The organism is Pseudomonas sp. N-1-13, from assembly GCF_057787095.1.
Genome location: NZ_JBYNRI010000001.1, coordinates 4,019,278 through 4,043,654 on the forward strand (window position 1 = coordinate 4,019,278; position 24,377 = coordinate 4,043,654).

Annotated in this window: 25 protein-coding genes; 15 read left to right on the forward strand and 10 right to left on the reverse strand. The window is 61.5% G+C overall.

The window, feature by feature from the left end; all coding sequences use genetic code 11:
* Nucleotides 1-7: 7 nt before the first annotated feature.
* The gene (locus AC3I65_RS17920; RefSeq protein WP_047228295.1) at nucleotides 8-598 is read left to right on the forward strand and encodes a 2-hydroxychromene-2-carboxylate isomerase; all 591 of its coding nucleotides are present in this window, start codon (nucleotides 8-10) and stop codon (nucleotides 596-598) included.
* A 9-nt stretch (nucleotides 599-607) separates the two neighbouring features.
* Here AC3I65_RS17920 and AC3I65_RS17925 read toward each other — a convergent pair whose 3' ends face one another.
* The 4 genes from AC3I65_RS17925 to AC3I65_RS17940 all read right to left on the reverse strand — a co-directional run bounded on the left by AC3I65_RS17925 (nucleotide 608) and on the right by AC3I65_RS17940 (nucleotide 3,990).
* On the reverse strand, nucleotides 608-2,416 hold the full coding sequence (locus tag AC3I65_RS17925) for an aminopeptidase P family protein (protein WP_047228294.1): 1,809 nt from the start codon (nucleotides 2,414-2,416) through the stop codon (nucleotides 608-610).
* Nucleotides 2,417-2,525: 109 nt separating this feature from the next.
* Complete coding sequence (locus tag AC3I65_RS17930; RefSeq protein ID WP_076383868.1) at nucleotides 2,526-3,140, reverse strand: LysE family translocator; 615 nt, start codon at nucleotides 3,138-3,140, stop codon at nucleotides 2,526-2,528.
* Between the two features lie 101 nt (nucleotides 3,141-3,241).
* Nucleotides 3,242-3,508 (reverse strand): hypothetical protein, encoded by a 267-nt coding sequence (locus AC3I65_RS17935; RefSeq protein WP_047228292.1) that lies wholly within the window; start codon nucleotides 3,506-3,508, stop codon nucleotides 3,242-3,244.
* 116 nt (nucleotides 3,509-3,624) lie between these two features.
* A complete protein-coding gene (locus tag AC3I65_RS17940; RefSeq protein ID WP_047228291.1) occupies nucleotides 3,625-3,990 on the reverse strand; it encodes an antibiotic biosynthesis monooxygenase in 366 nt (121 codons plus the stop codon).
* A gap of 96 nt (nucleotides 3,991-4,086) precedes the next feature.
* On the opposite strand from AC3I65_RS17940, the gene soxR reads away from it, so the two are divergent.
* From soxR to AC3I65_RS17990, 10 genes are all read left to right on the forward strand, one after another.
* A complete protein-coding gene (soxR, locus tag AC3I65_RS17945) occupies nucleotides 4,087-4,539 on the forward strand; it encodes a redox-sensitive transcriptional activator SoxR (protein ID WP_488524046.1) in 453 nt (150 codons plus the stop codon).
* Between the two features lie 105 nt (nucleotides 4,540-4,644).
* Entirely contained in the window at nucleotides 4,645-5,106 is a 462-nt protein-coding gene (locus AC3I65_RS17950; protein ID WP_047228290.1) for a VOC family protein, read from the forward strand.
* 276 nt (nucleotides 5,107-5,382) lie between these two features.
* The gene (locus AC3I65_RS17955) at nucleotides 5,383-6,597 is read left to right on the forward strand and encodes a PepSY-associated TM helix domain-containing protein (RefSeq protein ID WP_076383867.1); all 1,215 of its coding nucleotides are present in this window, start codon (nucleotides 5,383-5,385) and stop codon (nucleotides 6,595-6,597) included.
* Nucleotides 6,594-7,136, forward strand: coding sequence for a thiamine pyrophosphate-binding protein (locus AC3I65_RS17960; protein ID WP_076383866.1), 543 nt, complete (start codon nucleotides 6,594-6,596; stop codon nucleotides 7,134-7,136). The genes AC3I65_RS17955 and AC3I65_RS17960 overlap by 4 nt, the downstream gene beginning before the upstream one ends.
* A complete protein-coding gene (locus tag AC3I65_RS17965; RefSeq protein WP_076383865.1) occupies nucleotides 7,133-7,459 on the forward strand; it encodes a hypothetical protein in 327 nt (108 codons plus the stop codon). Before AC3I65_RS17960 ends, AC3I65_RS17965 begins: the two co-directional genes overlap by 4 nt.
* Nucleotides 7,456-8,031, forward strand: coding sequence for a DUF6162 family protein (locus AC3I65_RS17970; RefSeq protein WP_047228286.1), 576 nt, complete (start codon nucleotides 7,456-7,458; stop codon nucleotides 8,029-8,031). Before AC3I65_RS17965 ends, AC3I65_RS17970 begins: the two co-directional genes overlap by 4 nt.
* Before the next feature lie 35 nt (nucleotides 8,032-8,066).
* Nucleotides 8,067-8,993 (forward strand): metal ABC transporter substrate-binding protein, encoded by a 927-nt coding sequence (locus tag AC3I65_RS17975; RefSeq protein WP_047228285.1) that lies wholly within the window; start codon nucleotides 8,067-8,069, stop codon nucleotides 8,991-8,993.
* Nucleotides 8,990-9,742, forward strand: coding sequence for a metal ABC transporter ATP-binding protein (locus tag AC3I65_RS17980; RefSeq protein ID WP_047228284.1), 753 nt, complete (start codon nucleotides 8,990-8,992; stop codon nucleotides 9,740-9,742). The genes AC3I65_RS17975 and AC3I65_RS17980 overlap by 4 nt, the downstream gene beginning before the upstream one ends.
* Nucleotides 9,742-10,641, forward strand: a complete 900-nt coding sequence (locus AC3I65_RS17985) for a metal ABC transporter permease (protein WP_047228283.1) — start codon at nucleotides 9,742-9,744, stop codon at nucleotides 10,639-10,641. The genes AC3I65_RS17980 and AC3I65_RS17985 overlap by 1 nt, the downstream gene beginning before the upstream one ends.
* Complete coding sequence (locus AC3I65_RS17990; RefSeq protein ID WP_160893031.1) at nucleotides 10,642-11,541, forward strand: metal ABC transporter solute-binding protein, Zn/Mn family; 900 nt, start codon at nucleotides 10,642-10,644, stop codon at nucleotides 11,539-11,541.
* Nucleotides 11,542-11,846: 305 nt separating this feature from the next.
* Here AC3I65_RS17990 and prpF read toward each other — a convergent pair whose 3' ends face one another.
* The 5 genes from prpF to AC3I65_RS18015 all read right to left on the reverse strand — a co-directional run bounded on the left by prpF (nucleotide 11,847) and on the right by AC3I65_RS18015 (nucleotide 18,640).
* Nucleotides 11,847-13,040 (reverse strand): 2-methylaconitate cis-trans isomerase PrpF, encoded by a 1,194-nt coding sequence (gene prpF / locus AC3I65_RS17995; protein WP_160893033.1) that lies wholly within the window; start codon nucleotides 13,038-13,040, stop codon nucleotides 11,847-11,849.
* Nucleotides 13,041-13,083: 43 nt separating this feature from the next.
* Nucleotides 13,084-15,675, reverse strand: a complete 2,592-nt coding sequence (gene acnD, locus AC3I65_RS18000; RefSeq protein WP_488524047.1) for a Fe/S-dependent 2-methylisocitrate dehydratase AcnD — start codon at nucleotides 15,673-15,675, stop codon at nucleotides 13,084-13,086.
* Nucleotides 15,676-15,875: 200 nt separating this feature from the next.
* On the reverse strand, nucleotides 15,876-17,003 hold the full coding sequence (gene prpC / locus AC3I65_RS18005; protein ID WP_047228279.1) for a bifunctional 2-methylcitrate synthase/citrate synthase: 1,128 nt from the start codon (nucleotides 17,001-17,003) through the stop codon (nucleotides 15,876-15,878).
* Between the two features lie 42 nt (nucleotides 17,004-17,045).
* Complete coding sequence (gene prpB / locus AC3I65_RS18010; RefSeq protein ID WP_047228278.1) at nucleotides 17,046-17,930, reverse strand: methylisocitrate lyase; 885 nt, start codon at nucleotides 17,928-17,930, stop codon at nucleotides 17,046-17,048.
* Complete coding sequence (locus AC3I65_RS18015; RefSeq protein ID WP_288912119.1) at nucleotides 17,927-18,640, reverse strand: GntR family transcriptional regulator; 714 nt, start codon at nucleotides 18,638-18,640, stop codon at nucleotides 17,927-17,929. The genes prpB and AC3I65_RS18015 overlap by 4 nt, the downstream gene beginning before the upstream one ends.
* 284 nt (nucleotides 18,641-18,924) lie before the next feature.
* Here AC3I65_RS18015 and rloA point away from each other — a divergent pair, with 284 nt between their 5' ends.
* From rloA to pabB, 4 genes are all read left to right on the forward strand, one after another.
* A complete protein-coding gene (rloA, locus tag AC3I65_RS18020) occupies nucleotides 18,925-19,461 on the forward strand; it encodes a retropepsin-like aspartic peptidase RloA (RefSeq protein ID WP_047228276.1) in 537 nt (178 codons plus the stop codon).
* 5 nt (nucleotides 19,462-19,466) lie between these two features.
* Entirely contained in the window at nucleotides 19,467-20,999 is a 1,533-nt protein-coding gene (rloB, locus tag AC3I65_RS18025) for an osmotic stress tolerance membrane protein RloB (protein ID WP_047228275.1), read from the forward strand.
* Complete coding sequence (locus AC3I65_RS18030) at nucleotides 20,999-21,985, forward strand: alpha-L-glutamate ligase-like protein (protein WP_047228274.1); 987 nt, start codon at nucleotides 20,999-21,001, stop codon at nucleotides 21,983-21,985. The genes rloB and AC3I65_RS18030 overlap by 1 nt, the downstream gene beginning before the upstream one ends.
* 270 nt (nucleotides 21,986-22,255) lie before the next feature.
* Nucleotides 22,256-23,599 carry an aminodeoxychorismate synthase component I gene (pabB, locus tag AC3I65_RS18035; protein WP_488524048.1) on the forward strand — a complete coding sequence of 448 codons (1,344 nt, stop codon included), beginning with the start codon at nucleotides 22,256-22,258 and terminating at the stop codon, nucleotides 23,597-23,599.
* Between the two features lie 138 nt (nucleotides 23,600-23,737).
* Here the strand turns inward: pabB and thrH are convergent, their stop codons facing one another.
* The gene (gene thrH / locus AC3I65_RS18040) at nucleotides 23,738-24,355 is read right to left on the reverse strand and encodes a bifunctional phosphoserine phosphatase/homoserine phosphotransferase ThrH (protein WP_047228272.1); all 618 of its coding nucleotides are present in this window, start codon (nucleotides 24,353-24,355) and stop codon (nucleotides 23,738-23,740) included.
* Nucleotides 24,356-24,377 lie beyond the last annotated feature (22 nt).

A 24,377-nucleotide genomic window follows, 5' to 3' on the forward strand; every position in this document is an offset into this window, starting at 1 on the left:
AGATACCATGAGCAAATCCGTGGAGTTTTTCTTCGACCTCGGCAGCCCGACCACCTACCTGGCCTATACCCAACTACCGACCCTGTGCGCGCAAACCAACAGTCAGTTGATCTACCGTCCGATGCTGCTTGGCGGCGTCTTCAAGGCGACCGGCAATGCGTCACCGGTTACCGTGCCGGCCAAGGGGCCTTATCTATTCAAGGATTTGAATCGCTTCGCCAACCGCTACGGCGTTGACTTCAAGCTCAATCCGCACTTCCCGATCAATACGCTGTTACTGATGCGCGCCGTGACCGGCATGCAACTGCACCATCCCGAACGATTCGAGGCCTTCATCGATTGCCTGTTTCGCGCCCTGTGGGTGGACGGCCGCAATCTCAACGACTCGGCAACAGTCGCGGAGGTGTTGAACCAGGGCCATTTTGATCCCGATCATGTGCTGGCCCTGACGAGCAACGAGCAGGTCAAGGAAGCACTCAAGATCACCACCGAAGAAGCGATTAAACGGGGCGTGTTCGGCGCCCCGAGCATGTTCGTCGGCGACGAGCTGTTCTTCGGCCAGGATCGGCTGGACTTCGTCCGTGAAGCCCTGGGCTGATGCCTTACGTCAGATCGCCTGCGTCCGCGTGTTCAGCCATTGCAGCGCGTCGCCTTCCAGCAACGGGCTCAATCGACGCTGAACCTCGGCATGGTAGGCGTTGAACCAGTCTTTTTCGTCCTGGGTCAGCAAGGACGGCTCCAGGCAACGCGTGTCGATCGGGCACAGGGTCAGGGTTTCGAACTCGAGGAAGTCGCCGAACTCGCTGCTCCCCGCCTCGCGATTCAACACCAGGTTCTCGATGCGTACCCCCCAACGGCCCGGACGATAAGTGCCCGGTTCGATAGAGGTGATCATGCCCGCCTGCATCGCTGTTTGCGGCGCGGCGGCGGCCTGATAGGCAATCACCTGCGGGCCTTCATGAACGTTGAGAAAGTAACCGACGCCGTGGCCAGTGCCATGACCGTAGTCCACCTGCTCGGCCCAGATCGGCGCGCGAGCGATGGCGTCCAGCAAGGGCGACAGAATGCCCCGTGGAAATTTGGCGCGAGACAAGGCAATCACGCCCTTGAGCACGCGAGTGCAATCCCGCTTCTGCTCCACGGTAGGCGTTCCGACTGGCACCATACGGGTGATATCGGTGGTACCACCCAGGTATTGGCCGCCAGAATCGATCAGCAGCAAGCCATCGCCCTCGATGACCGCGTGGGCTTGCTCCGTGGCGTGGTAATGGGGCATCGCGCCGTTGGCGTTGAACGCGGCAATGGTATTGAAGCTCAGTGAGACAAATTCCGGCCGGCGTGTACGGGCGGCGGTCAGGTGCTCATCGATGGTCAGTTCGGTAATGCGCTCGCGACCCCAGGCGCTTTCCAGCCAGGCAAAGAACTCGCAAAGCGCCGCACCGTCCTGCTCCATGGCCCGACGAATGTGCTCGGCGTCGGCCAGGCTTTTGCGAGACTTGGCCAGCGTCGTAGGGTTGAGTCCCTCGACCAGCTTCACGCCACTGTCCAGATTATCCAGCAAACCGACCGTGACCCGCGCCGGATCGATCTGCAGGCTCGCGCCACTGGGCACTTCCCGTAATGCGGCCGCCGCTTCGCTGTAATCACGCAGGGTCACGCCGTCCTGTTCAAGAACGGCACGCAGCGACGCATCGACCTTATCCAGGGCCACGAACAGCGTTGCCTGTTGCTGGCTGATCAAGGCAAAGGAAACGAATACCGGGTTGAACGACACATCCGCACCGCGCAAGTTGAACAGCCAGGCGATGTCATCCAGCGTGGCGATGAAATGCCACTGGGCACCGCGCTCCTTGAGGGTTTCCCGCAGCTTGGCGAGTTTCTCGACCCGGCTGACGGTCGCCTGCGGCGGCAGATGGGCATAAACCGGTTGGCTCGGCAGGCTTGGGCGGTCGCTCCAGGCCTCCTTGAGCAGATCCATGTCGGTGCGCAACCGCGCCCCGCGTGCCTGAAGCTTGTCGCTCAGGGTCCGGGCCGAGGCCACAGCCATGACCGCGCCATCAACCGCCACCGCTGCGCCTTCAGGCGTCTGTTCGGCCAGCCAATCCAGCGGGCCAGCCTGACCGGGAATGAGCTTGACCAGTTCAATACCGCTGCCTTCAAGCTCCTTGGTGGCCTGCTCCCAATAACGGCTGTCCGCCCAGACGCCCGCGAAGTCCGCCGTGACGATCAGAGTCCCAACCGAGCCATGAAACCCCGACAGCCATTGCCGTCCTTGCCAATAGCCCGGCAGGTATTCCGACAGATGCGGGTCGGCCGATGGCACCAGCAATGCGTGAATGCCTTCGCGATTCATCAATTGGCGGATTCGGGCCAGGCGCTGGGGAACCAGTCCATGGGTCAAAGGCTCGGTACTCATCGTTTCTCCTGCTCGTAAAATAGTGTTGTTCGCTTGCACCAAGGGCTCTGGATATCAACCACAGCGACTGATCAGCGAGCTTAACAGGCATCCGCCCCAAGCTCAGCCCTTAGCCGATGCTTTCGAGCAGCAACGGATACAACGAGGCGACCAGTAACAGCGCCATCCCCCAGTTGAACAGGCGCAGCCAGCGACGATCACGCAAAAGATTGCGTAACAGGCTGCCGCACACCACCCACAGGCTCACGCTCGGCAGGTTGATCAGGGCAAACACCGCAGCGATAACCAGCACATTGAAGAAATAACCTTGAAGCGGCGTGTAGGTGCTGATGGCGCCGATGGCCATGATCCAGGCCTTGGGATTGACCCACTGAAACGCCGCCGCGCCCCAATAGCTGATGGGCGTGCTGTCCCCTGGCCGGTTTTCAGAGACCGGCCCGGAGTGGGCGATTTTCCACGCCAGGTACAACAGGTAGGTCGCACCTACATAGCGCAGTACGGTGTAGAGCAGAGGGTAGGTCTGGAACACCGCGCCCAGGCCAAGCCCCACCGCCAGCACCAGGGAAAAGAAGCCGCAGGTGATGCCCAGCATGTGAGGAATCGTGCGGTTGAAACCGAAATTGACGCCCGAGGCCAGCAACATGGTGTTGTTGGGACCGGGGGTGATCGAGGTCACCAGGGCAAACAGGGCGAAGCCCAGCAACAGGTCAAGCGAAAGGGTCATGGCAGGCATATCCAATGGGACGGTCAGTCAAGTCATGACCCTACCCCACGTCCTGAGCCAAACCCATGGACAGTTAGGCAAAACTTCGAGCAGTACAGTCCTCAGCTCGGCCGCCCAGACCGCTTCATGGCTCGCTCGGCGCTCATTTGCCCCTGGTCGTCGAAACCCACGTTTTTCTGCGAAGGACCGAGCAACTCGGCTTTTTTCGCGTGATATTCCTCAAACGACAGGCCCCGGCGATTCAAGGCTTCAAGGGCCAGTTCACGGGTTTCTTCGGCGGTGTAGGGGCGCAACTCCGGCGACGAAGAGGCGCAGCCGCTCAACACAGTGGCCGTTAACAGCAGCAAAACAGCAAAAGTCCGATTCATGGCAAGTATCCAATGTTCTGAAGTGGGGCGATGAACAAAGGCTACCCGCCGCCTTCACGCGGCAGAAATCAACCCGTTTGATAGTGGGTATTGCTGGCTCGGATCGTCCGCTGCGCTTAACCGACCAACTGGCAATGCAGGGCGTTGTCGGCACTGCGTTCGATGTTGCGCAACACCTGGAACGAGCCGAATGTCACGGCCTTGGCCCTGTGGGCCTGGATCAGCCGCCAGAAATCCTGCTCACCACGCTCGAAACTCTGAAACGCGGCTTCGCCCGCCTCGCGGTTTTGCCAATGCAAATAGTTGAGAACCCGTCGTCCGTCCTCGCTGACCTGGATACTGGCACTCAGAAATCCTGCATGCCCCCGGGCCAGCCGCTCGGTCTGCTCTGACAGGGCCGTCACCAGCGCCTGTTGCCATTGAGGTTCGATGTCGAACTCCATCAACTGGGTAAAACTCTGATTGTTCCTTGGTGATTGCATGAAAGGTCCTCGCTGTACGTAGGGCGGATCTTGCGGTCCGATGGCGTGCAGGGTAAAACCTCTAGTTAACTCAAGGTCAAGCAGAGAATGCAGGCGATGACACAGATAAACGTCCACAAGGAACTCACCGTCGGCCAAGTGGCCACCCGCAGTGGCGTGGCCGTCACCGCCCTGCACTTCTATGAATCCAAGGGGCTGATCAAAAGTAATCGTAACCAGGGCAACCAACGCCGCTATCCACGGGAAGTGTTGCGACGTGTGGCGCTGATCAAGGTCGCCCAAGGCCTTGGCATTCCGTTGGCCGAAATCGGCAGCGCCTTGAAAACCTTGCCCGACGACCGCGCCCCAACGGCGAACGACTGGAAGATCCTCTCAGCCCAGTGGAGCCGCGAGCTGGATCAGCGCATCAACCACTTGATGGCGCTGCGCGATCGACTCAACGGCTGCATCGGTTGCGGCTGCCTGTCGATGGAAGGTTGCCCGCTGCGTAACCAGGGCGATGTGTTGGGCAAGCGCGGGCCGGGAGCGCATCTGCTGGACACGCCGTGAAACGTTCGTCGGGTCATGCGCCGCCCCCAAGTCGCTGTCCTATAGTGGATGGGCGCAAATCGGCGAGGCCCTCTTCGCCTCCCCATAACAACAAGGAGAAACGTCATGGGTGTCAAAGCCATTCCTGAAGGTTTCCATAGCATCACGCCCTACCTGGGCATTCAAAAAGCCGCTGAAGCCATCGAGTTCTACAAAAAAGCCTTCAATGCCACCGAGGTCATGCGCCTGGACATGCCGGACGGGGGCGTCGGTCATGCCGAGCTGCGGATTGGCGATTGCCCGATCATGCTCGGCACGCCTTGTGATCAAGGGCCGTTGCGTAACCCCGAACAATCGGTGCCGGTAGGCCTGCATCTCTATGTCGAAGATGTGGACAAAGCATTCGCCCAAGCGATTGCCGCTGGTGGCACGGTGATTTCCGAGGTCAAGGATCAGTTCTATGGTGATCGCAGCGGCACCTTGAAAGACCCCTTTGGGCATGTGTGGTTTCTGGCTACGCACAAGGAGGATCTGACTCAGGAACAGATTGAACAGCGGGCCAGGGAGATGTTTCAACAGCAGGGCTGACGGCCAACCTGCTCTTGTGGCGAGGGGCCCCATCCCCTTGCCGCAGTTTTTTTACATTTCCGCCCAGCCGATTTGCTGGAGCCAGGATGGGAAATACATCCGGTTCGCAAACGCGAAACATTTTCTTTCATCTTTCGCTTCAGGATTTCCATTGCTCGTTCGTCTTAATTAGATGCAGCAGGTCGCGTCGGCAAAAGCCACGACCGGCTTTTCAGGGTTCAGGGGATTACGAAGCCCGTAATACCGAGCCTTTCATCGAATCAAGACGTTCAAACCATGTCGAAGAAATCCCGCTCCAAACTCTGGTTTCTGGTTCATAGCTGGCTGGCACTGCCCATCTGGTTTTTCGTCCTCATCGTTTGCGTCACCGGCACGCTGGCGGTGGTCAGCCAGGAGATCGTCTGGCTGGTCAATCCCGAGATGCGCGCCAGCAAACCCTCGGACGACGCAGCGCTGCTCAGCTACGACCAGGTCGTCGCCGCCATCAAGCAAGCCCAGCCGCAAACCCAGGTGCAGAGCATCGTACGCCCGGATGAGTCGCATTTTGCCCTGGAGGTCGGCGTGACCTACCCCGACGGGCGCCCCGACAAGATCTACGTCAACCCATACAGCGGCATCGTCCAGGGCTCGGCGCCGACGTTCAATTTCAGAGGTTTTACCCGTGCCCTGCATGGCTGGTGGCTGGTACCGTTCACCAATGGTTACAGCTGGGGATGGTACCTGGTGTCACTCCTCGGCCTGCCGCTGCTGGCATCCCTGGTGACCGGGCTGGTGGTCTACAAGCGTTTCTGGAAGGGTTTTTTCCGTCCGACCCTGCGGATCCGCCACGGCGCACGCATTTTCTGGGGCGATTTCCACAGGCTCAGCGGCATCTGGTCGATCTGGTTCATCGCGGTCATTTCCATTACCGGCACCTGGTTCCTGATCGAGGCGTTGCTGTCGGACAACCAGATTTCCATTTCCAGCGCACCGGTCATTCCGGTGGTATCACGTGAAAGTGTCCCGCTGTCAGCCGACGGTACCGCGCCATCACAACTGAACCTGGACCGCGCGATTGAAATCGCCCGCCAACAAATCCCTGGCCTGGAAACCAGCTTCGTCAGCCTGCCCGGCAACGCTTACAGCCACTTGGAAATCGGTGGACGCGGTTGGTATCCGCTGATGTTCCAGACCGCCACCATCAATCCTTATAACGGTGAGGTCGCCGCCTCGCGACTGCTGTCGGACCGCACAGCGCTGGAATTCGTCACCGAATCCATGCGTCCGTTGCACACCGGGGACTTCGGCGGCCTCTGGATCAAGCTCATCTGGTTCTTCTTCGGTTTGATCATGAGCATGATGGTCCTCAGCGGACTGCTGATCTGGACCAAACGCACCGCCCTGGCTACCGCGAATGCCTTCAAGCGCAGCCAAAAACCTTCCCGGGAAGCTCGAACTGCGCCGTTGTTGCAGCCGTCCATTCACCGTGAATCGCCGGAGGGCAACCTGTGACCCCGTCCACCACCACCGCGCCGCCATCACGTCTAAGTGTGTTCTGGCAAAAATGGCGCTTTCACCTCAACGTGCTGCTATTGCTGATCCCACTGGGTTTCATGCCCAAGTACTTCTCCGAAGCCGCGTTGTTCCGCGGCGATGCCGGGCTGGGTGAGCGGGAGGTCGGTGAAGTCCAGGTCGGCCCCTGGAGCCTGCGCCTTGCAGAGTTTCGCGACGAAGCGCCACGTCTCGATGGACCGGCAGGCCATATGAAGCACTTCAACGCCGCGCTGTGCCAAAGCTGCATCAGCCAGGTCAAGGCTACTTATCTGCGTATCGGCAAACCTCGCAGCCTGCGGGCCGCCGGGGTGATTTTCTTCGGCTCGCCCTATCGCATGGGCGCCTTGTTGCCGGTGCCGCAAAAGACCCGGCTCGACGCCGAACTGTGGATCACCCTTGAAGGCTGGGACGGCTCGATGCACCAGGCTTCCATACCCCTGAGCCAGGCCTCGCCGGCCACCATCGCCTGGCTGAAAACCCAAGGAGCCCAACCATGACTGCCCGCGGCTATCTCAACAGCCTGGTGCTGCTGCTCTGCGCAGGTGCCAGCAGCAACGCCCTGGCCCATAACCCGATGTGTGAATGCAAGGCCATCGACGCTGAGCAGATCCAGTGCACCGGCGGTTTTTCCGACGGCAGTGGCGCGCCCGGCGTGACCCTGGATGTGATCGGCTACGACGAAACCATCCTGGTGCCGGGCAAGCTCGGCGCCGATTCGACGCTGACATTCAAGAAGCCCAACGCCGAGTTCTACGTACTCTTCGACGCCGGCCCCGGCCACGTGGTGGAAATCGACCAAGCCGATATCGAGGCCCCATGAGCAATCCCACCACCCAAGTGATCCGTCCCGCCGGCGCCGGCCATGAAACCCTGTATGTGTTGCTGCTGTGCCTGATCATCATTCTGGTGGCCGGATCGGTGGTGGCCTGGCACGGCGAAACCCATGACGTCAGCGAGGTGCCTGCCCATCAAGTTGACGCCCGCCGCGATCTCAGCGCTGCCGAGCAAGGCATCTATGCCGACCTGCGGGTGACCCTGGATGAGATCCGTCTGCTACGCGAAGAGCAACAGTCCCTGCCCACCCCGCAAATCCTGGCCGAAGAGGGCTTTGCCCCGTTCGCTCAGGACGCCAGTTCCGTCAGCCGAGGCGGACATGTCTGGCGGCAGGTGGAGAACCGGGCCTACTTCGGCGCCAGTGCAAATCCATCCGTCGCCGGTTCATTTCTGATGCGCATCGGCGAAGCATCCGACGCCGTCCCGGACATCTGGCTCAATCGCGGCAACAGCGTCGCCGTCTCCAGCGATCTGGACGACACCGCTTTGTCCGCCGCCGGCTGGAAGCAGATCGTCGCGCAGTTCGACGCCGGCGTAACCCGCCAGCACCGGCACTGACCCCACGTCCTCATTCGAGAGAAGACCGTTTGCCCATGTCTATTGCATTCCAACGCCGCCCTTTGCTGGGCCTGCTGATCGGCCTGCTCGCCTGTCTGTTCACACCACTGGCCAGCGCCGAAGCGGCCAAGCGCCTGCGTATTGGCATCACCCTGCATCCTTATTACAGCTACGTGGCCAACATCGTCGGCGACAAGGCCGAAGTGGTGCCGCTGATCCCGGCCGGCTTCAACCCCCACGCCTACGAACCTCGTGCCGAGGACATCAAGCGCATCAGTGGGCTCGATGTGATCGTGCTCAACGGTGTGGGTCATGACGATTTCGCCGACCGGATGATCGCCGCCAGCGAAACCCCGAACGTGAACGTGATCGAAGCCAATGAAAACGTACCGCTGCTGGCTGCCACCGGGATCGCCGCCCGGGGCGCCGGCAAGGTCGTGAACCCGCATACCTTCCTGTCCATCAGCGCCTCCATTGCCCAGGTCAATAACATCGCCCGGGAGCTGGGCAAGCTTGATCCGGACAACGCCAAGGCATACACCCAGAACGCCCGCGCCTATGGCAAGCGTCTGCGACAAATGCGTGCCGCGGCCCTGGCAAAGTTGACCCAGGCCCCCAATGCCGAGTTGCGGGTCGCCACGGTCCACGCCGCCTACGATTACCTGCTGCGCGAATTCGGCCTGGAGGTCACCGCCGTGGTCGAGCCGGCCCATGGCATCGAGCCAAGCCCGAGCCAGTTGAAGAAGACCATCGACCAACTGCGCGAACTGGACGTGAAAGTGATCTTCTCGGAGATGGACTTTCCGTCCACCTACGTCGACACCATCCAGCGTGAGTCGGGGGTGAAACTGTACCCGCTCTCGCACATTTCCTACGGCGACTACAGCGCTGAGAAGTACGAAAAGGAAATGACCGGCAACCTCGACACCGTGGTCCGGGCCATTCAGGAGTCCGGCGCATGACTGTCCAGGAAACGCTCACCTTGCAACACGTCGGCCCCTTGATCGAGTTCGACGATGTCAGCCTGAACCTGGGCCGCACCACGATTCTCGACGCCGTGGCCTTCCAGGTGCAGCCGGGCAGCATTCATGCGCTGGTGGGTCCGAACGGCGGAGGCAAGAGTTCGCTGATCAAGACCTTGCTCGGGCAGATGCCCCACCAGGGACGCTTGAGCCTGCAATGGCCGGGTGAGCCCGGTGTCATCGGCTATGTGCCCCAAGCCTTGGAATTCGACCGCGGCCTGCCTATGACCGTGGATGATTTCATGGCAGCGATGTGCCAACGCCGGCCGGCCTTTCTCGGCCTGAGCAAGCATTACGTCGGCGCTATCGGCCAGGCCCTGGAACGGGTCGGCATGCAGGACAAACGCAAGCGTCGCATGGGCGCGCTGTCCGGCGGTGAACGCCAGCGGGTGTTGTTGGCCCAGGGGCTGATTCCTGCGCCGCAACTGCTGGTGCTGGATGAACCGATGTCGGCGCTGGACGAGGCCGGCATCCAGGTGTTTGAACACCTGCTGCGAGACTGGCGCCAGGCCGGCATCACGGTGCTGTGGATCGAACATGACCTGGAAGCCGTCGGGCGCCTGGCTGACCGCGTCACCGGCCTGAACCGCCGCGTGCTGTTCGATGGCCCGCCGCGTCAGACCCTGACGCCGGAGCGCTTGCTGACGCTGTTTTCCACCCATCCACGCCCGAACGGGAGCGCCGCCTGATGAGTTACGAAGCCTTTCGTTTGATGGTCCAGGGTTGGGCGTCGTCCGGCTATCTGCCCGAAGCGCTGGCTTACGGGTTTGTGGTCAATGCGTTGCTGGCCGGGCTGCTGATCGGCCCGGTGCTGGGTGGCCTCGGCACCCTGGTGGTGGTCAAGCGCTTCGCGTTTTTCTCTGAAGCCGTGGGCCACGCGGCGCTGACCGGCGTGGCGGTCGGCATCCTGCTCGGCGAACCCTACACCGGGCCCTACGGCAGCCTGTTCGGCTATTGCCTGCTGTTCGGCATCCTGCTCAATTACCTGCGCAACCGCACCGGCCTGGCACCGGACACGCTGATCGGCGTTTTCCTCTCGGTGTCCCTGGCCCTGGGCGCCAGCCTGCTGCTGATCCTGGCGGGCAAGATCAACGTGCACATTCTGGAAAACGTGCTGTTCGGCTCGGTGCTGACGGTCAATGGCAATGACCTGCTGGTGCTGGCGGTGGTCGGTTCACTGGTGATGGCTTTGGCGTTGCCGCTGTACAACCGCATCATGCTCGCCAGTTTCAATCCGCAACTGGCGGCGGTGCGCGGGGTGGCGGTCAAGACGCTGGATTACCTGTTCGTGGTGTTGGTGACGCTGATCACCGTGGCGGCGGTAAAGGTCATCGGCGCAATTCTGGTGGGGGCCTTGCTGGTGATTCCGGCGGCTGCGGCGCGTCTGCTCAGCCAGTCGTTGAAAGGTTTTTTCTGGTGCTCCGTGCTGATCGCAACCGTCAGCACCCTGTGCGGGATTCTCGCACCGATTGTCTTCGACCTGCCGATCCCGTCCGGTGCCGCGATCATTCTGGTGGCCGGCATCGCATTTGCCCTGGCCGCCATTGCCCGGGGTGTTGTCCCCAGCCTCAAAGGGAATCTTGGATAAATGGTTCTTTCATTGCGACAACTGGCATTGGCCGTGGCCCTGTGCGGTCTGGTAAACAGCCCTTCTTTCGCCGCCGAAGGCACACCGGTGCGCCTGCTTGCTTCGTTGCCGGTCACCTACGGCTTGGGTGAAGCGTTGCTCAAGGGCACCGATGTCAGCCTGGAGCGCGCCGCGCCGGCCAATCTGCCCGGGACGCGCCAGAATGCCTACTTCAGCGGCCGTGGCGCGCCGGCTCTGAGCAAGCTGGCCAGCGATGCCGACGCAGTAATCGGGCTGCGCTCGTTGTGGCCGGATGATCCGCTGTACCCCATGGCCCGACGCAGCAATATCCGCATCGTCGAAGTCGATGCCGCCCGCCCGGTGGACGGCGCCCTGCCCGGCATTGCCGTGCAACCGGGATCGGTCGATGGCCTGGCGAGCCAACCGTGGATGGCCAGCCATAACCTGGGACGGATGGCCGATGTCATCGCCGCCGACCTGGTGCGCCTGGCACCGACGGCCAAACCGAAGATCGACGCCAACCTGGCGGCGCTCAAGCAACGCCTGCTCAAGCTCAGCGCCGAGAGTGAAAAACGCCTGGCCAGTGCCGACAACCTGAGCGTGGTCAGCCTGAGCGAGCATTTTGGCTACTTGATAAGCGGCTTGAATCTGGACGGGATCAGCACCGATGCCCGGCCCGACGCCGAATGGACACCCGAAGCCCTCAAGCAATTGACCGCCACGTTGAAAGACAACGATGTGAAGCGGGTGCTGCATCATCGCCAGCCCGCGGATGCCGTGAAAGCAGCCATCACTGAGGGCGGCAGTCAGTTACTGGTCCTGAGCACCGACGCCGCCGACCCGGTGGCGGAGCTGGAGAGCAATGTGGACCTGGTCGTCACCGCGTTGACAGGGGGCTGATTGCAGGAATGCGCGCCCCTGTGGGAGCGGGCTTGCTCGCGATAGCGGTGTATCAGGCGACATCAATGCTGACTGTGCCGGCCTCATCGCGAGCAGGCTCGCTCCCACAGGTTCAATCGCGGATGTTCGCAGATTCTGTGCTCACCACAAATCCACTGTGGGAGCGAGCCTGCTCGCGATGAGGCCGGCACATCCAACCTCTTTGCGGGCTGTACCATCGCTATCGCGAGCAGGCTCGCTCCCACAGTTTTGATCGCGGATGCTCGCAGACGCCGCGTTCACCACGGGTTTGCCTGGGTCAAGTGTCAGTTCAGAACATCCCCCGGCACCCGCACAAACCCTTCCATCAATACCCGCGCGCTGCGGCTCATGATGGCTTTTTTCACGGTCCATTCGCCATTGACCTGGCTGGCCTCGGCGCCGACGCGCAAGGTGCCGGAGGGATGGCCGAAGCGCACAGCGGTGCGGTCGATGCCGCCGGCCGCCAGGTTCACCAGCGTGCCGCTGATCGCCGCCGCCGTGCCGATGGCGACCGCCGCGGTGCCCATCATCGCATGGTGCAGTTTGCCCATGGACAGTGCTCGCACCAGCAAGTCGACGTCCCGCGTCGTCACGGCTTTACCGCTGGAGGAGATGTAGTCCGCCGGCGGTGCGACAAACGCCACCTTCGGCGTGTGCTGGCGCTGGGCGGCTTCGTCCAGATGCTGAATCAGGCCCATGCGCAAGGCGCCGTGGGCACGGATGGTTTCGAACATAGCCAGGGCCTTGGGATCGCCATTGATGGCGCCCTGCAATTCGGTGCCGGTATAACCAACGTCCCGGGCATTGATGAAGATCGTCGGGATGCCGGCGTTGATCAGGGTCGCCTTGAAGGTACCAACACCAGGCACCTCAAGGTCGTCCACCAGGTTGCCGGTGGGAAACATCGAGCCGCCACCGCCCTCCTCCTCGGCCGCCGGGTCCATGAATTCCAGTTGCACTTCAGCCGCCGGAAAGGTCACGCCGTCGAGCTCGAAGTCACCGGTTTCCTGCACCGCGCCGTCGGTGATCGGCACATGGGCGATGATGGTCTTGCTGATATTGGCTTGCCAGATCCGCACCACGGCCACGCCGTTTTGTGGGATGCGACTGGCGTCCACCAAACCACTGCTGATGGCGAATGAACCGACCGCCGCCGACAGGTTGCCGCAGTTGCCGCTCCAGTCCACGAACGGTTTGTCGATGGACACCTGACCGAACAGGTAATCGACATCGTGATCGGCTCGGGTGCTCTTGGACAGGATCACAGTCTTACTGGTGCTCGACGTCGCGCCGCCCATGCCATCGATCTGCTTCTCGTATGGATCGGGGCTGCCGATCACCCGCAGCAGCAAAGCATCCCGGACCGAGCCGGGAACGCGGGCCGCTTCGGGCAGGTCCTGCAAGCTGAAGAACACGCCTTTGCTGGTGCCACCACGCATGTAAGTGGCGGGGATTCTGATTTGCGGTGCGTGAGCCATGATGCTCCTCAAGCGGGCCCGCAAGGGTGCCCGCAGCTGTGATTTAGACGGCAACCGCCGATTCCAGGAAGTCCTGGGCAAAGCGCTGCAATACGCCGCCGGCTTCGTAGATCGACACTTCTTCGGCGGTATCGAGACGGCAGGTCACCGGCACTTCGACGCGCTCGCCGTTCTTGCGGGTGATGACCAGGGTCAGCGTCGCACGCGGGGTGCGCTCGCCGATCACGTCATAGACCTCGCTGCCGTCGATGCCCAGGGTCTTGCGATCGGTGCCCGGCTGGAACTCCAGCGGCAACACCCCCATCCCCACCAGATTGGTGCGGTGGATACGCTCGAAACCTTCAGCGGCAATCGCCTCGACACCGGCCAGGCGCACGCCCTTGGCCGCCCAGTCCCGGGACGAACCCTGGCCGTAGTCGGCACCGGCGATGATGATCAGCGGCTGCTTGCGCTCCATGTAGGTTTCGATGGCTTCCCACATGCGCATGACCTGGCCTTCCGGCTCGACCCGGGCCAGAGAACCCTGCTTGACCTTGCCGTTTTCCTGGACCATCTCGTTGAACAGTTTCGGGTTGGCGAAGGTCGCACGCTGGGCGGTCAAATGGTCGCCCCGATGGGTTGCGTAAGAGTTGAAATCTTCTTCCGGCAGGCCCATTTTCGCCAGGTATTCGCCAGCGGCACTGTCGAGCATGATGGCGTTGGACGGCGACAGGTGGTCGGTGGTGATGTTGTCCGGCAGCACCGCCAGCGGACGCATGCCCTTGAGCGGCCGCGCACCGGCCAGCGCTCCTTCCCAATACGGCGGGCGACGGATATAGGTGCTTTGCGGGCGCCAGTCATACAACGGCGTCACTTTTGGCCCGGTGTCCTCCTGGATGGCGAACATCGGGATGTACACCTGACGGAACTGCTCCGGCTTCACCGAGGCCTTGACCACCGCATCGATTTCTTCGTCGCTCGGCCAGATGTCCTTGAGGCGGATCTCGCGACCGTCCACCACGCCCAGCACATCCTTCTCGATGTCGAAGCGGATGGTCCCGGCGATGGCATAGGCCACCACCAGCGGCGGCGAGGCAAGGAACGCCTGTTTGGCGTACGGATGGATGCGCCCATCGAAGTTGCGGTTGCCCGATAACACAGCGGTGGCGTACAAGTCGCGGTCGATGATTTCCTGCTGGATCAGCGGGTCCAGCGCACCGGACATGCCATTGCAGGTGGTGCAGGCGAAGGCCACGACACCAAAACCCAATTGCTCCAGCTCTTTGGTCAGACCGGCTTCATCCAGGTACAGCGCCACGGTTTTCGACCCCGGCGCCAGGGACGACTTGACCCATGGCTTGCGGGTCAGGCCCAGGCGGTTGGCGTTGCGCGCCAGCAGGCCGGCAGCGATCACGTTGCGTGGGTTGCTGGTGTTGGTGCAACTGGTGATGGCGGCGATGATCACCGCGCCGTCGGGCATTTGCCCGGGCACATCGTCCCACTGACCGGAGATACCTTTGGCGGCCAGATCCGACACCGCGACGCGGGCGTGGGGGTTGCTGGGACCAGCCATGTTGCGCACCACCGACGACAGATCAAAGGTCAAGCCGCGCTCGTATTGCGCGCCCTTGAGCGTGTCGGCCCACAGGCCTGCCTGCTTGGCGTAGGTCTCGACCAGTTGAACCTGCTGGTCTTCGCGGCCGGTGAGCTTCAGGTAATCGATAGTCTGTTGGTCGATGTAGAACATCGCCGCCGTGGCGCCGTATTCCGGGGCCATGTTGGAAATGGTCGCGCGGTCGCCCAAGGTCAGGGCGCTGGCGCCTTCACCGAAAAACTCCAGCCAGGCACCGACGACTTTTTGTTTGCGCAGGAATTCGGTCAGCGCCAGCACCATGTCGGTGGCGGTGATGCCCGGTTGTAACTTGCCGGTCAGCTCGACGCCAATGATTTCCGGCAGGCGCATCCACGAGGCACGCCCCAACATCACGCTTTCGGCTTCCAGGCCGCCAACGCCAATGGCGATCACGCCCAAGGAATCGACGTGGGGGGTGTGGCTGTCAGTGCCCACGCAGGTATCAGGGAACGCCACGCCGTCACGCTGCTGGATCACCGGTGACATTTTTTCCAGGTTGATCTGGTGCATGATCCCATTGCCCGGCGGGATCACGTCGACGTTCTTGAAGGCTTTCTTGGTCCAGTTGATGAAGTGAAAGCGGTCTTCGTTGCGCCGGTCTTCAATGGCGCGGTTCTTGGCGAACGCCTGGGGATCGGACCCGCCGCTTTCCACCGCCAGGGAGTGGTCGACGATCAACTGGGTCGGCACCACCGGATTGACCTGCGCCGGATCGCCGCCCTGCAGGGCAATGGCGTCGCGCAGGCCGGCCAGGTCTACCAGGGCGGTCTGGCCGAGGATGTCATGGCACACTACCCGGGCCGGAAACCATGGGAAGTCCAGATCGCGCTTGCGCTCGATCAGTTGCAGCAGCGACTCGCCCAGCGTCGCCGGATCGCAGCGACGCACCAGGTTTTCCGCCAGCACCCTGGAGGTATACGGCAGGCCATCGTAAGCGCCAGGCCGGATGGCATCCACGGCCCCGCGAACGTCGAAATAATCCAGCGAAGTGCCGGGCAGCGGTTTGCGAAATTCTGTGTTCATCGTCAGCACTCGGGTCACGGTGGTTTCAGAAGGGGTTGGCGCAGCTACTGAAGTGAACCTGTTCCCCTGTGGGAGCGAGCCTGCTCGCGATGACTGAGTCGCAGCCGACATCGATGTCGTCTGGCCCACCGCTATCGCGAGCAGGCTCGCTCCCACCATGGTTTTTGGTTCCTTCAGTTGCAGCGTCAGCGCCCTCCAGTTCAGCGTTGTTCGATTGGCACGAACTTGCGCTGTTCGACGCCGGTGTATTCGGCGCTCGGTCGGATGATGCGGTTGTTGGCACGTTGTTCGTAGACGTGGGCGGCCCAGCCGGTCAGGCGCGAGCAAACGAAGATCGGCGTGAACAGCTTGGTCGGGATGCCCATGAAGTGGTACGCCGAGGCATGGTAGAAATCGGCGTTGGGAAACAGTTTTTTCTGCTCCCACATGGTCTTGTCGATGGCCTCGGAAACCGGGAACAGCACCGTGTCACCCACCTCGTCGGCAAGTTTTTTCGACCAACCCTTGATCACCTCATTGCGCGGGTCGTTGTCCTTATAGATCGCGTGGCCGAAGCCCATGATCTTGTCCTTGCGCTCGAGCATCCCGAGGGTGCCCTTGATCGCCTCCTCCGGCGACTGGAAGCGCTGGATCATCTCCATCGCCGCTTCGTTGGCCCCACCATGCAACGGGCCGCGCAGCGAACCGATGGCGGCGGTGATGCAGGAAAACAGGTCAGACAGGGTCGAGGCACACACCCGCGCCGTGAAGGTCGAGGCGTTGAACTCGTGCTCGGCATACAGAATCAGCGAGACGTTCATCACCTTGACGTGCAGCTCGCTCGGCTTCTTGCCATGCAACAGGTGCAGGAAATGGCCGCCGATGGAGGTTTCGTCGGTCACACACTCGATGCGCTGGCCTTCGTGGCTGAAGCGATACCAGTAGCACATGATCGCCGGGAACGCGGCCAACAGGCGGTCGGTCTTGTCATGCTGTTCGGAGAAATTCAGCTCCGGTTCCAGGTTGCCCAGGAACGAGCAGCCGGTGCGCATCACGTCCATTGGGTGGGCGTCGGCGGGAATGCGCTCCAACACCTCTTTCAAGGCTTGGGGCAAGTCCCGCAATTGGCTCAGTTTGCCTGTGTAGGCGTCCAGTTGCGCCTGGGTCGGCAGCTCGCCATACAGCAGCAGGTAAGCCACTTCTTCAAATTGCGCGTCAGCCGCCAGCTCGCGGACGTCGTAGCCGCGATAGGTCAGGCCGGCACCTGACTGGCCTACGGTGGACAATGCGGTTTGCCCGGCCACCTGGCCACGGAGCCCGGCGCCACTGAGTACTTTTGCTTCGGCCATTTGCTGTCTCCATTTTTTAGATTTGTAGAGGCTGCGCTCTGTTCATTTTTTTGCCGCGAACAACGCATCGAGCTTTTGCTCGAAGGTGTGGTAGTCGATGCGATCGTAAAGCTCCATGCGAGTCTGCATGGTGTCGATGACGTTCTGTTGCGTACCGTCGCGGCGGATTGCGGTATAGACGTTCTCGGCCGCTTTGTTCATGGCGCGGAAGGCCGACAGGGGGTACAGCACCAGGGACACGTCGGCGCCCGCCAATTGTTCGGTGGTGTACAGCGGTGTCGCGCCGAATTCAGTGATGTTGGCCAGGATCGGGGCTTTCACCCGGCTGGCGAAAAGCTTGTACATCTCAAGTTCGGTAATGGCTTCCGGAAAGATCATGTCGGCACCGGCCTCGATGCACGCGGCGGCGCGGTCCAGGGCCGATTCCAAGCCCTCCACGGCCAGGGCGTCGGTACGGGCCATGATCACGAAGCTGTCATCGGTGCGCGCGTCGACGGCGGCTTTGATGCGGTCGACCATTTCCTGTTGCGAGACGATCTCTTTGTTCGGACGGTGACCGCAACGCTTGGCGCCGACCTGGTCTTCAATATGAATGGCCGCCGCGCCGAACTTGATCATCGACTTGACCGTGCGGGCCACATTGAACGCCGAGGAGCCAAACCCGGTATCCACGTCCACCAGCAACGGCAGGTCGCAGACGTCGGTGATACGGCGCACATCGGTCAGCACGTCATCCAGGCCGGTGATGCCCAGGTCCGGCACGCCAAGGGAGCCGGCCGCCACGCCGCCGCCCGACAGGTAGATCGCCTTGAAACCGGCGCGTTTGGCCAGCAGCGCGTGGTTGGCGTTGATCGTGCCCACCACTTGCAGCGGATGCTCGTTGGCGACCGCATCGCGAAAACGCTGGCCTGGAGTGCTGTTGCTCATGACTCACCTCGTTCAGTGGCGGCGCTGTCCTGGAAATGACGCGCGATGTTGCGTTTGGAAGCGCCGATGTGCCGGCGCATCAATAATTCAGCCAGTTCACCGTCACGGTCGGCGATGGCATCGAGAATCCTGTGGTGCTCGGCAAAGGCCTGGCGCGGACGATTGGGCGTGGTGGAAAACTGGATGCGGTACATGCGCACCAACTGATACAGCTCGCCGCAGAGCATTTGCGTCAGGGTGCGGTTGCCGCTGCCCTGGATGATCCGGTAATGGAAATCGAAGTCGCCTTCCTGCTGGTAATAGCCGACACCGGCCTGGAACGCCGCGTCGCGCTCATGGGTTTCCAGGACCCGGCGCAGCTCGTCGATTTCTTCCAGGGTCATGCGCTCGGCCGCCAGACGGCAGGCCATGCCTTCCAGGGACTCGCGGATTTCATAGAGTTCCAGCAACTCGGCGTGGCTCAGGGACACCACCCTGGCGCCCACGTGAGGCACCCGCACCAGCAGGCGCTGGCCTTCCAGGCGATGGATGGCCTCGCGCAGCGGGCCGCGGCTGATGCCGTAGGTGCGTGCCAGTTCGGGCTCGGAGATCTTGCTGCCAGGCGCGATATCGCCTCGCACGATTGCGGCCTGGATACGCCGGAAGACGTTCTCGGAAAGGGTTTCCGATTCCTCTTGGGCAATGGCCGGTGATTCGAGCTGATCGAGCATATTGTCGACACCTTATAAATCTATAAGGCAAAAACTAACCAATCACTGCACTTTCGTCAAAGTAAAATTAGACATTGTCGACAATCGTCTAATAAGGGCCTCCTCCATAACCAAGTGCGTCGGATAAGCGGTTGCGTCCGGGCGGCGGTGGCGTCAGAAAACCACCGTGCTAGAATGCCGCCGCAATTTGCCGCTCTGCATCTATTAAGAGAAGGCAACCCAGGGAGCTTGTGCAGCAATGCCAGGGCCTGAACCGACGAACGGAACACTGTGCATCAGGATTTATGACACTCAAGCCCTTAACTGCTGTCCTTTGTTTCACGTGCCTGCCGGGGCTTGTCCTGGCGGGTGAAAAAACCGTGTACGGCCTCAATGAATACGCCGCCCTGCAGGGCATCGACCTGGAGGTTGCCGCCAAGTTGGACACCGGGGCCAAAACCGCTTCGCTCAGCGCCCGGGACATCAAGCGCTTCAAACGCGATGGCGAATCCTGGGTGCGTTTTTACCTGGCCATCGACGCGGCGCATTCGCACCCTATCGAACGTCCCCTGGCCCGGGTCAGCAAGATCAAACGCCGCGCCGGTGACTATGACCCCGAAGAAGGCAAGAACTACACGGCTCGGCCGGTCATCGAGCTGGACATCTGCATGGGCTCGGCCCTGCGCAGCATCGAAGTGAACCTCACCGACCGCAGCGCTTTCCAATACCCGCTACTGATCGGCTCCGAAGCCCTCAAACGCTTCGACGCGCTGGTCGACCCCAGTCTCAAATACGCTGCCGGCAAACCCGCCTGCGCCAATGCCGCTCAAACCGCAGAGTAATTCCAATGCGCTCTCTTACCCTCCATTTGAAAATGCTGATCGCCATCCTGGTGGTGCTGGGCCTGTCGGTGACGGCCTATCAGATTTTCGTGCTCGGCATCCCGGTGACCGAAGACGCCACCGACGACTTGTGGAACATCGACGCCAAGATCGAGTTCGTCCCCAATGCCAAGGATCCGGTGAAGATCCAGATGTTCGTGCCGCCGCTGAGCATGGACTACGTCAGCCTCAACGAGAGCTTCATCTCCAATAACTACGGTGTGGCGGTGAACCGGGTGGACGGTAACCGCAAGGTCACGTGGTCGGCCCGTCGGGCCAAGGGCAACCAGACCCTGTATTACCGCCTGGTGCTGACCAAGCGCTATACCTCGGAAAAATCCAAGATCAAGGGCCCGACCTTCCGCGACAGCATCGCCGTCGAGGGCCCCGAGAAGCTGGCCGCCGAAGCCCTGCTCGCGCCGATCCGCCAGCACTCGGCCGACGTCGAGACCTTCATCAGTGAAGCGATCAAACGGGTCAACAACCCCAACGACGACAACGTCAAGTTGCTGCTGGCTGGTGATCCGTCCATAGCCAGCAAGGCCAGAGTCGTCGAACTGGTGCTGTCTATCGCCCACGTGCCGGTGGAGAAGGTCCATACCATCCGCCTGGTTGCCGACCAACCGCAGTCGCCTGAACTGTGGCTGCGCAGTTTCAACGGCACCGACTGGCTGTATTTCAACCCGGATACCGCTGAGCGGGGCCTGCCCAGCGACCGTCTGCTGTGGTGGACCGGTGATGAAAACCTGATCACCGTCGATGGCGGCAAAAAAGCCACCGTCACCTTCACCATGAACAACAGCGAAATGAACGCCATTCGCCTGGCCAAGCTGACGGACGAAAACACCGACGCCAACTTCCTCGAATACTCGCTCTACGGCCTGCCGCTACAAACCCAGCAGACGTTCATGATCATGGTGATGATCCCGATCGGCGTGCTGGTGATTCTGGTGCTGCGCAACCTGATCGGCCTGCAGACCCTGGGCACGTTCACACCGGTGTTGATCGCCCTGGCCTTCCGCGAAACCCAGCTGGGCTTCGGCATCATCCTGTTTACAGTCATCACGACGCTGGGCCTGTCCCTGCGCTCCTATCTGGAACATCTCAAGCTGCAAATGCTGCCAAGGCTTTCGGTGGTGCTGACGTTCGTGGTGGTGCTGATCGCCGCCATCAGCCTGTTCAGCCACAAGCTGGGCCTGGAACGCGGGCTGTCGGTCGCGCTGTTCCCGATGGTGATTCTGACCATGACCATCGAACGCCTGTCCATTACCTGGGAAGAACGCGGCGCCAGCCACGCCATGAAGGTGGCCATCGGCACCCTGTTCGCCGCCGCCCTGGCGCACCTGATCATGAGCGTGCCGGAGCTGGTGTACTTCGTGTTCACCTTCCCGGCCATCCTGCTGATTCTGGTAGGTTTCATGCTGGCCATGGGTCGCTACCGCGGCTACCGCCTGACCGAGCTGGTACGGTTCAAGGCCTTCGTCAAGGCTGACTCATAATGTTCGGCCTGTGGAAGACCTGGAAGGCCCTGGAGGCCCGCGGCATCATGGGCATCAATCGGCGTAACGCCGACTATGTGCTCAAATACAACAAGCGCAGCCTGTACCCGATCGTCGATGACAAGATCATCACCAAGGAACGGGCCATCGCTGCCGGCATCCATGTGCCGGAGCTGTATGGGGTGATCTCCACCGAGAAGGAAATCGACAAGCTCGACGAGATCATCGGCGGGCGCACCGACTTCGTGATCAAGCCGGCCCAGGGCGCGGGTGGCGACGGCATCATCGTCATTGCCGACCGCTTCGAGGGCCGCTATCGCACGGTGTCCGGCAAGATCATCAGCCATGAAGAAATCGAACACCATGTGTCCAGCATCCTTACCGGTCTCTACTCCTTGGGTGGGCACCGGGACCGGGCGCTGATCGAATATCGCGTGACCCCGGACCAGATCTTCAAGAGCATCAGCTATGAAGGCGTGCCGGACATTCGCATCATCGTACTGATGGGCTATCCGGTGATGGCCATGCTGCGCTTGCCAACCCGCCAGTCCGGCGGCAAGGCCAACCTGCACCAGGGCGCCATCGGCGTGGGTGTCGACCTTGCCACCGGCCTGACCCTGCGCGGTACCTGGCTGAACAACATCATCACCAAACACCCTGACACCACCAACGCGGTGGACGGCGTGCAACTGCCCTACTGGGACGGCTTCATGAAACTGGCCGCCGGTTGCTATGAACTGTGCGGGCTGGGCTACATCGGCGTGGACATGGTGCTGGACCAGGAAAAAGGTCCGTTGATCCTGGAGCTCAACGCCCGACCGGGTCTGAACATCCAGATCGCCAACGACTGCGGCCTGACTCTGCGCACCCACGCGGTGGAAGCCCGCCTGGAAGAACTCAAGGCCCGTGGCGTGGTTGAAACCGTCGAGGAGCGCGTGGCGTTTGCCCAGGAGTTGTTTGGGCATATTCCGCCGGTTGAGGGTTGAGGGCTGAAACACCCCTGTGGCGAGGGGATTTATCCCCGCTGGGTTGCGAAGCAGCCCCAAACAGGCAGATGCAGTCAGCCTGATACACCGGGGTGGTAAGTTTTAGGGTTGCTGCGCAACCCAGCGGGGATAAATCCCCTCGCCACAAGGTGTTCACAGCCAAATGTTTCGATGGCCCCATACTTACTCATCTCCGACATCCCTCTAGGAGCAAATCCTACAGAGGGATTACAATCGCCACCCCGCCTGAACGGCTGACCCACCCCGCCCATGTCAACCTGCTCTGTACACCCGCTGCCTTACCGCGCCAACCCCGCCGAGTATTTCGCGGTGATCCGCCATGCCCCGGGCAGTGTGCTGCTCGACAGCGGCCGGCCGAGTGCCGAACGCGGACGCTATGATTTGCTCAGTGCCTGGCCGCTGGAGCATCTGGCGGTACTGTCAGACGAGACCGGTGCCGATTTCCTGCAACGCTTGCGTATTCATCTGACGCAACTGGGGAGTGCTGTACTGCCGGCCTCGGTGCAATTGCCTTTCGCTGGCGGCCTGATCGGCTACCTGAGCTACGACTTCGGCCGACATCTCGAAACCCTGCCGTCCCACGCCAAAGACGATCTGCACCTGCCCGACGCGCGGTTCGGTGTGTACGACTGGGCGCTGGTCACCGACCATCAGGCCGGGACCAGCCAGTTGGTGTTTCACCCTCACTGCGCCGACAGCGAACGCCAGCGCCTGATTGCGCTCTTCAGCCAGCCAACCTCAGCGCCTGTGACCGCCTTCAGCCTCGAAGCGCCCATGGCGGCCGACCTCAATAGCGATGCCTATCGACTGGCCTTCGAACGGATCCAAGCGTATATCCAGGCCGGCGACTGCTACCAGGTCAACTTTGCCCAGCGCTTCCGCGCCCCGTGCCAAGGCGATGCCTGGGCCGCCTATCAGGCGCTGCGGGCGGCTTGCCCGACGCCGTTTTCCGGCTTCCAGAGCTTGCCCGATGGCGGCGCGGTGCTGAGTCTGTCACCCGAGCGTTTCGTCAAGGTCAGCGAAGGTCATGTGGAGACCCGCCCGATCAAGGGCACCCGTCCACGCGGCGCAACCCCTGACGAAGACGCCGCACACGCCGCCGAGTTGCTGACCAGCCCCAAGGACCGGGCGGAAAACCTGATGATTGTCGATCTGCTGCGCAACGACCTGGGCCGTACCTGCCGCATCGGCTCGGTGCGCGTGCCGGAGTTGTTCAGCCTGGAAAGCTACCCCAACGTCCACCATCTGGTCAGCAGCGTGACCGGCGAGCTGGCCGACGCCAAGGACGCCCTGGACTTGATCGCAGGCAGCTTCCCCGGCGGCTCGATCACCGGCGCACCGAAAATCCGCGCCATGCAGATCATCGACGAACTCGAACCGACCCGGCGCGGGCTGTATTGCGGCTCGTTGCTGTACCTGGACGTACGCGGAGAGATGGACAGTTCCATCGCCATCCGCAGCTTGCTGGTCAAGGATGGACAGGTGTGTTGCTGGGGCGGCGGCGGGATTGTCGCGGATTCGGATTGGCAGGCGGAGTATCAGGAGTCGATTACCAAGGTTCGGGTGTTGCTCGAAACTTTGCAGAACCTTTAAAGCATCGCAAACAAGCCCCTGACCAGGCGCAGAACCCTGTGGGAGCGAGCTTGCTCGCGATAGCGGAGTGCCAGTTGGCTCAAATGCTGCTGACCCAACGCTATCGCGAGCAAGCTCGCTCCCACAGGGGGATTGGGTTTACAAGCTTAGATTTCGATTCGAGGCCTTGATGAATTCCTGCTTCAACTCAGCAAAACTGTGCACTGCCGGGAACTGCGGGAACTCTTGAATCACATTATCCGGCGCATGGAACAGAATCCCGGCATCGGCTTCACCCAGCATCGTGGTGTCATTGTAGGAATCCCCCGCCGCAATCACCCGGTAGTACAGGCTCTTGAAGGCCAATACCGACTGGCGCTTGGGATCTTTCTGACGCAGTTGGTATCCGGTTACCCGTCCGCTGTCATCGGTAATCAGACGATGGCAGAGCAACGTCGGAAAACCCAGCTGGCGCATCAGGGGTTGGGAGAATTCGTAGAAGGTGTCGGAAAGAATCACCACCTGGAAGCGCTCGCGCAGCCAGTCGACGAACTCGATGGCGCCGTCCAGCGGCTTGAGGGTGGCGATGACTTCCTGAATATCGGAGAGCTTGAGGCCATGCTCATCGAGGATGCGCAACCGTTGCTTCATCAACACGTCGTAGTCGGGAATGTCCCGCGTGGTCGCCCTGAGGGATTCAATACCGGTTTTTTCAGCGAAGGCGATCCAGATTTCCGGGACCAGTACACCTTCCAGGTCGAGACAGGCAATTTCCACAAGACACTCCCATTTTTTGATG

Excerpts from the sequence above, each read along its gene's own strand:
- AC3I65_RS17990 (WP_160893031.1), top strand. The coding sequence starts at position 10,642 with ATGGTTCTTTCATTGCGACAACTGGCATTGGCCGTGGCCCTGTGCGGT.
- AC3I65_RS17955 (WP_076383867.1), top strand. The coding sequence starts at position 5,383 with ATGTCGAAGAAATCCCGCTCCAAACTCTGGTTTCTGGTTCATAGCTGG.
- prpC (WP_047228279.1), bottom strand. The coding sequence starts at position 17,003 with ATGGCCGAAGCAAAAGTACTCAGTGGCGCCGGGCTCCGTGGCCAGGTG.
- rloB (WP_047228275.1), top strand. The coding sequence starts at position 19,467 with ATGCGCTCTCTTACCCTCCATTTGAAAATGCTGATCGCCATCCTGGTG.
- pabB (WP_488524048.1), top strand. The coding sequence starts at position 22,256 with ATGTCAACCTGCTCTGTACACCCGCTGCCTTACCGCGCCAACCCCGCC.
- prpB (WP_047228278.1), bottom strand. The coding sequence starts at position 17,930 with ATGAGCAACAGCACTCCAGGCCAGCGTTTTCGCGATGCGGTCGCCAAC.
- rloA (WP_047228276.1), top strand. The coding sequence starts at position 18,925 with ATGACACTCAAGCCCTTAACTGCTGTCCTTTGTTTCACGTGCCTGCCG.
- AC3I65_RS17965 (WP_076383865.1), top strand. The coding sequence starts at position 7,133 with ATGACTGCCCGCGGCTATCTCAACAGCCTGGTGCTGCTGCTCTGCGCA.
- AC3I65_RS17980 (WP_047228284.1), top strand. The coding sequence starts at position 8,990 with ATGACTGTCCAGGAAACGCTCACCTTGCAACACGTCGGCCCCTTGATC.
- AC3I65_RS17985 (WP_047228283.1), top strand. The coding sequence starts at position 9,742 with ATGAGTTACGAAGCCTTTCGTTTGATGGTCCAGGGTTGGGCGTCGTCC.
- soxR (WP_488524046.1), top strand. The coding sequence starts at position 4,087 with ATGACACAGATAAACGTCCACAAGGAACTCACCGTCGGCCAAGTGGCC.
- AC3I65_RS17970 (WP_047228286.1), top strand. The coding sequence starts at position 7,456 with ATGAGCAATCCCACCACCCAAGTGATCCGTCCCGCCGGCGCCGGCCAT.
- AC3I65_RS17920 (WP_047228295.1), top strand. The coding sequence starts at position 8 with ATGAGCAAATCCGTGGAGTTTTTCTTCGACCTCGGCAGCCCGACCACC.
- AC3I65_RS17925 (WP_047228294.1), bottom strand. The coding sequence starts at position 2,416 with ATGAGTACCGAGCCTTTGACCCATGGACTGGTTCCCCAGCGCCTGGCC.
- AC3I65_RS17930 (WP_076383868.1), bottom strand. The coding sequence starts at position 3,140 with ATGACCCTTTCGCTTGACCTGTTGCTGGGCTTCGCCCTGTTTGCCCTG.
- acnD (WP_488524047.1), bottom strand. The coding sequence starts at position 15,675 with ATGAACACAGAATTTCGCAAACCGCTGCCCGGCACTTCGCTGGATTAT.
- prpF (WP_160893033.1), bottom strand. The coding sequence starts at position 13,040 with ATGGCTCACGCACCGCAAATCAGAATCCCCGCCACTTACATGCGTGGT.
- AC3I65_RS17935 (WP_047228292.1), bottom strand. The coding sequence starts at position 3,508 with ATGAATCGGACTTTTGCTGTTTTGCTGCTGTTAACGGCCACTGTGTTG.
- AC3I65_RS18030 (WP_047228274.1), top strand. The coding sequence starts at position 20,999 with ATGTTCGGCCTGTGGAAGACCTGGAAGGCCCTGGAGGCCCGCGGCATC.
- AC3I65_RS17940 (WP_047228291.1), bottom strand. The coding sequence starts at position 3,990 with ATGCAATCACCAAGGAACAATCAGAGTTTTACCCAGTTGATGGAGTTC.
- AC3I65_RS17975 (WP_047228285.1), top strand. The coding sequence starts at position 8,067 with ATGTCTATTGCATTCCAACGCCGCCCTTTGCTGGGCCTGCTGATCGGC.
- AC3I65_RS17950 (WP_047228290.1), top strand. The coding sequence starts at position 4,645 with ATGGGTGTCAAAGCCATTCCTGAAGGTTTCCATAGCATCACGCCCTAC.
- AC3I65_RS18015 (WP_288912119.1), bottom strand. The coding sequence starts at position 18,640 with ATGCTCGATCAGCTCGAATCACCGGCCATTGCCCAAGAGGAATCGGAA.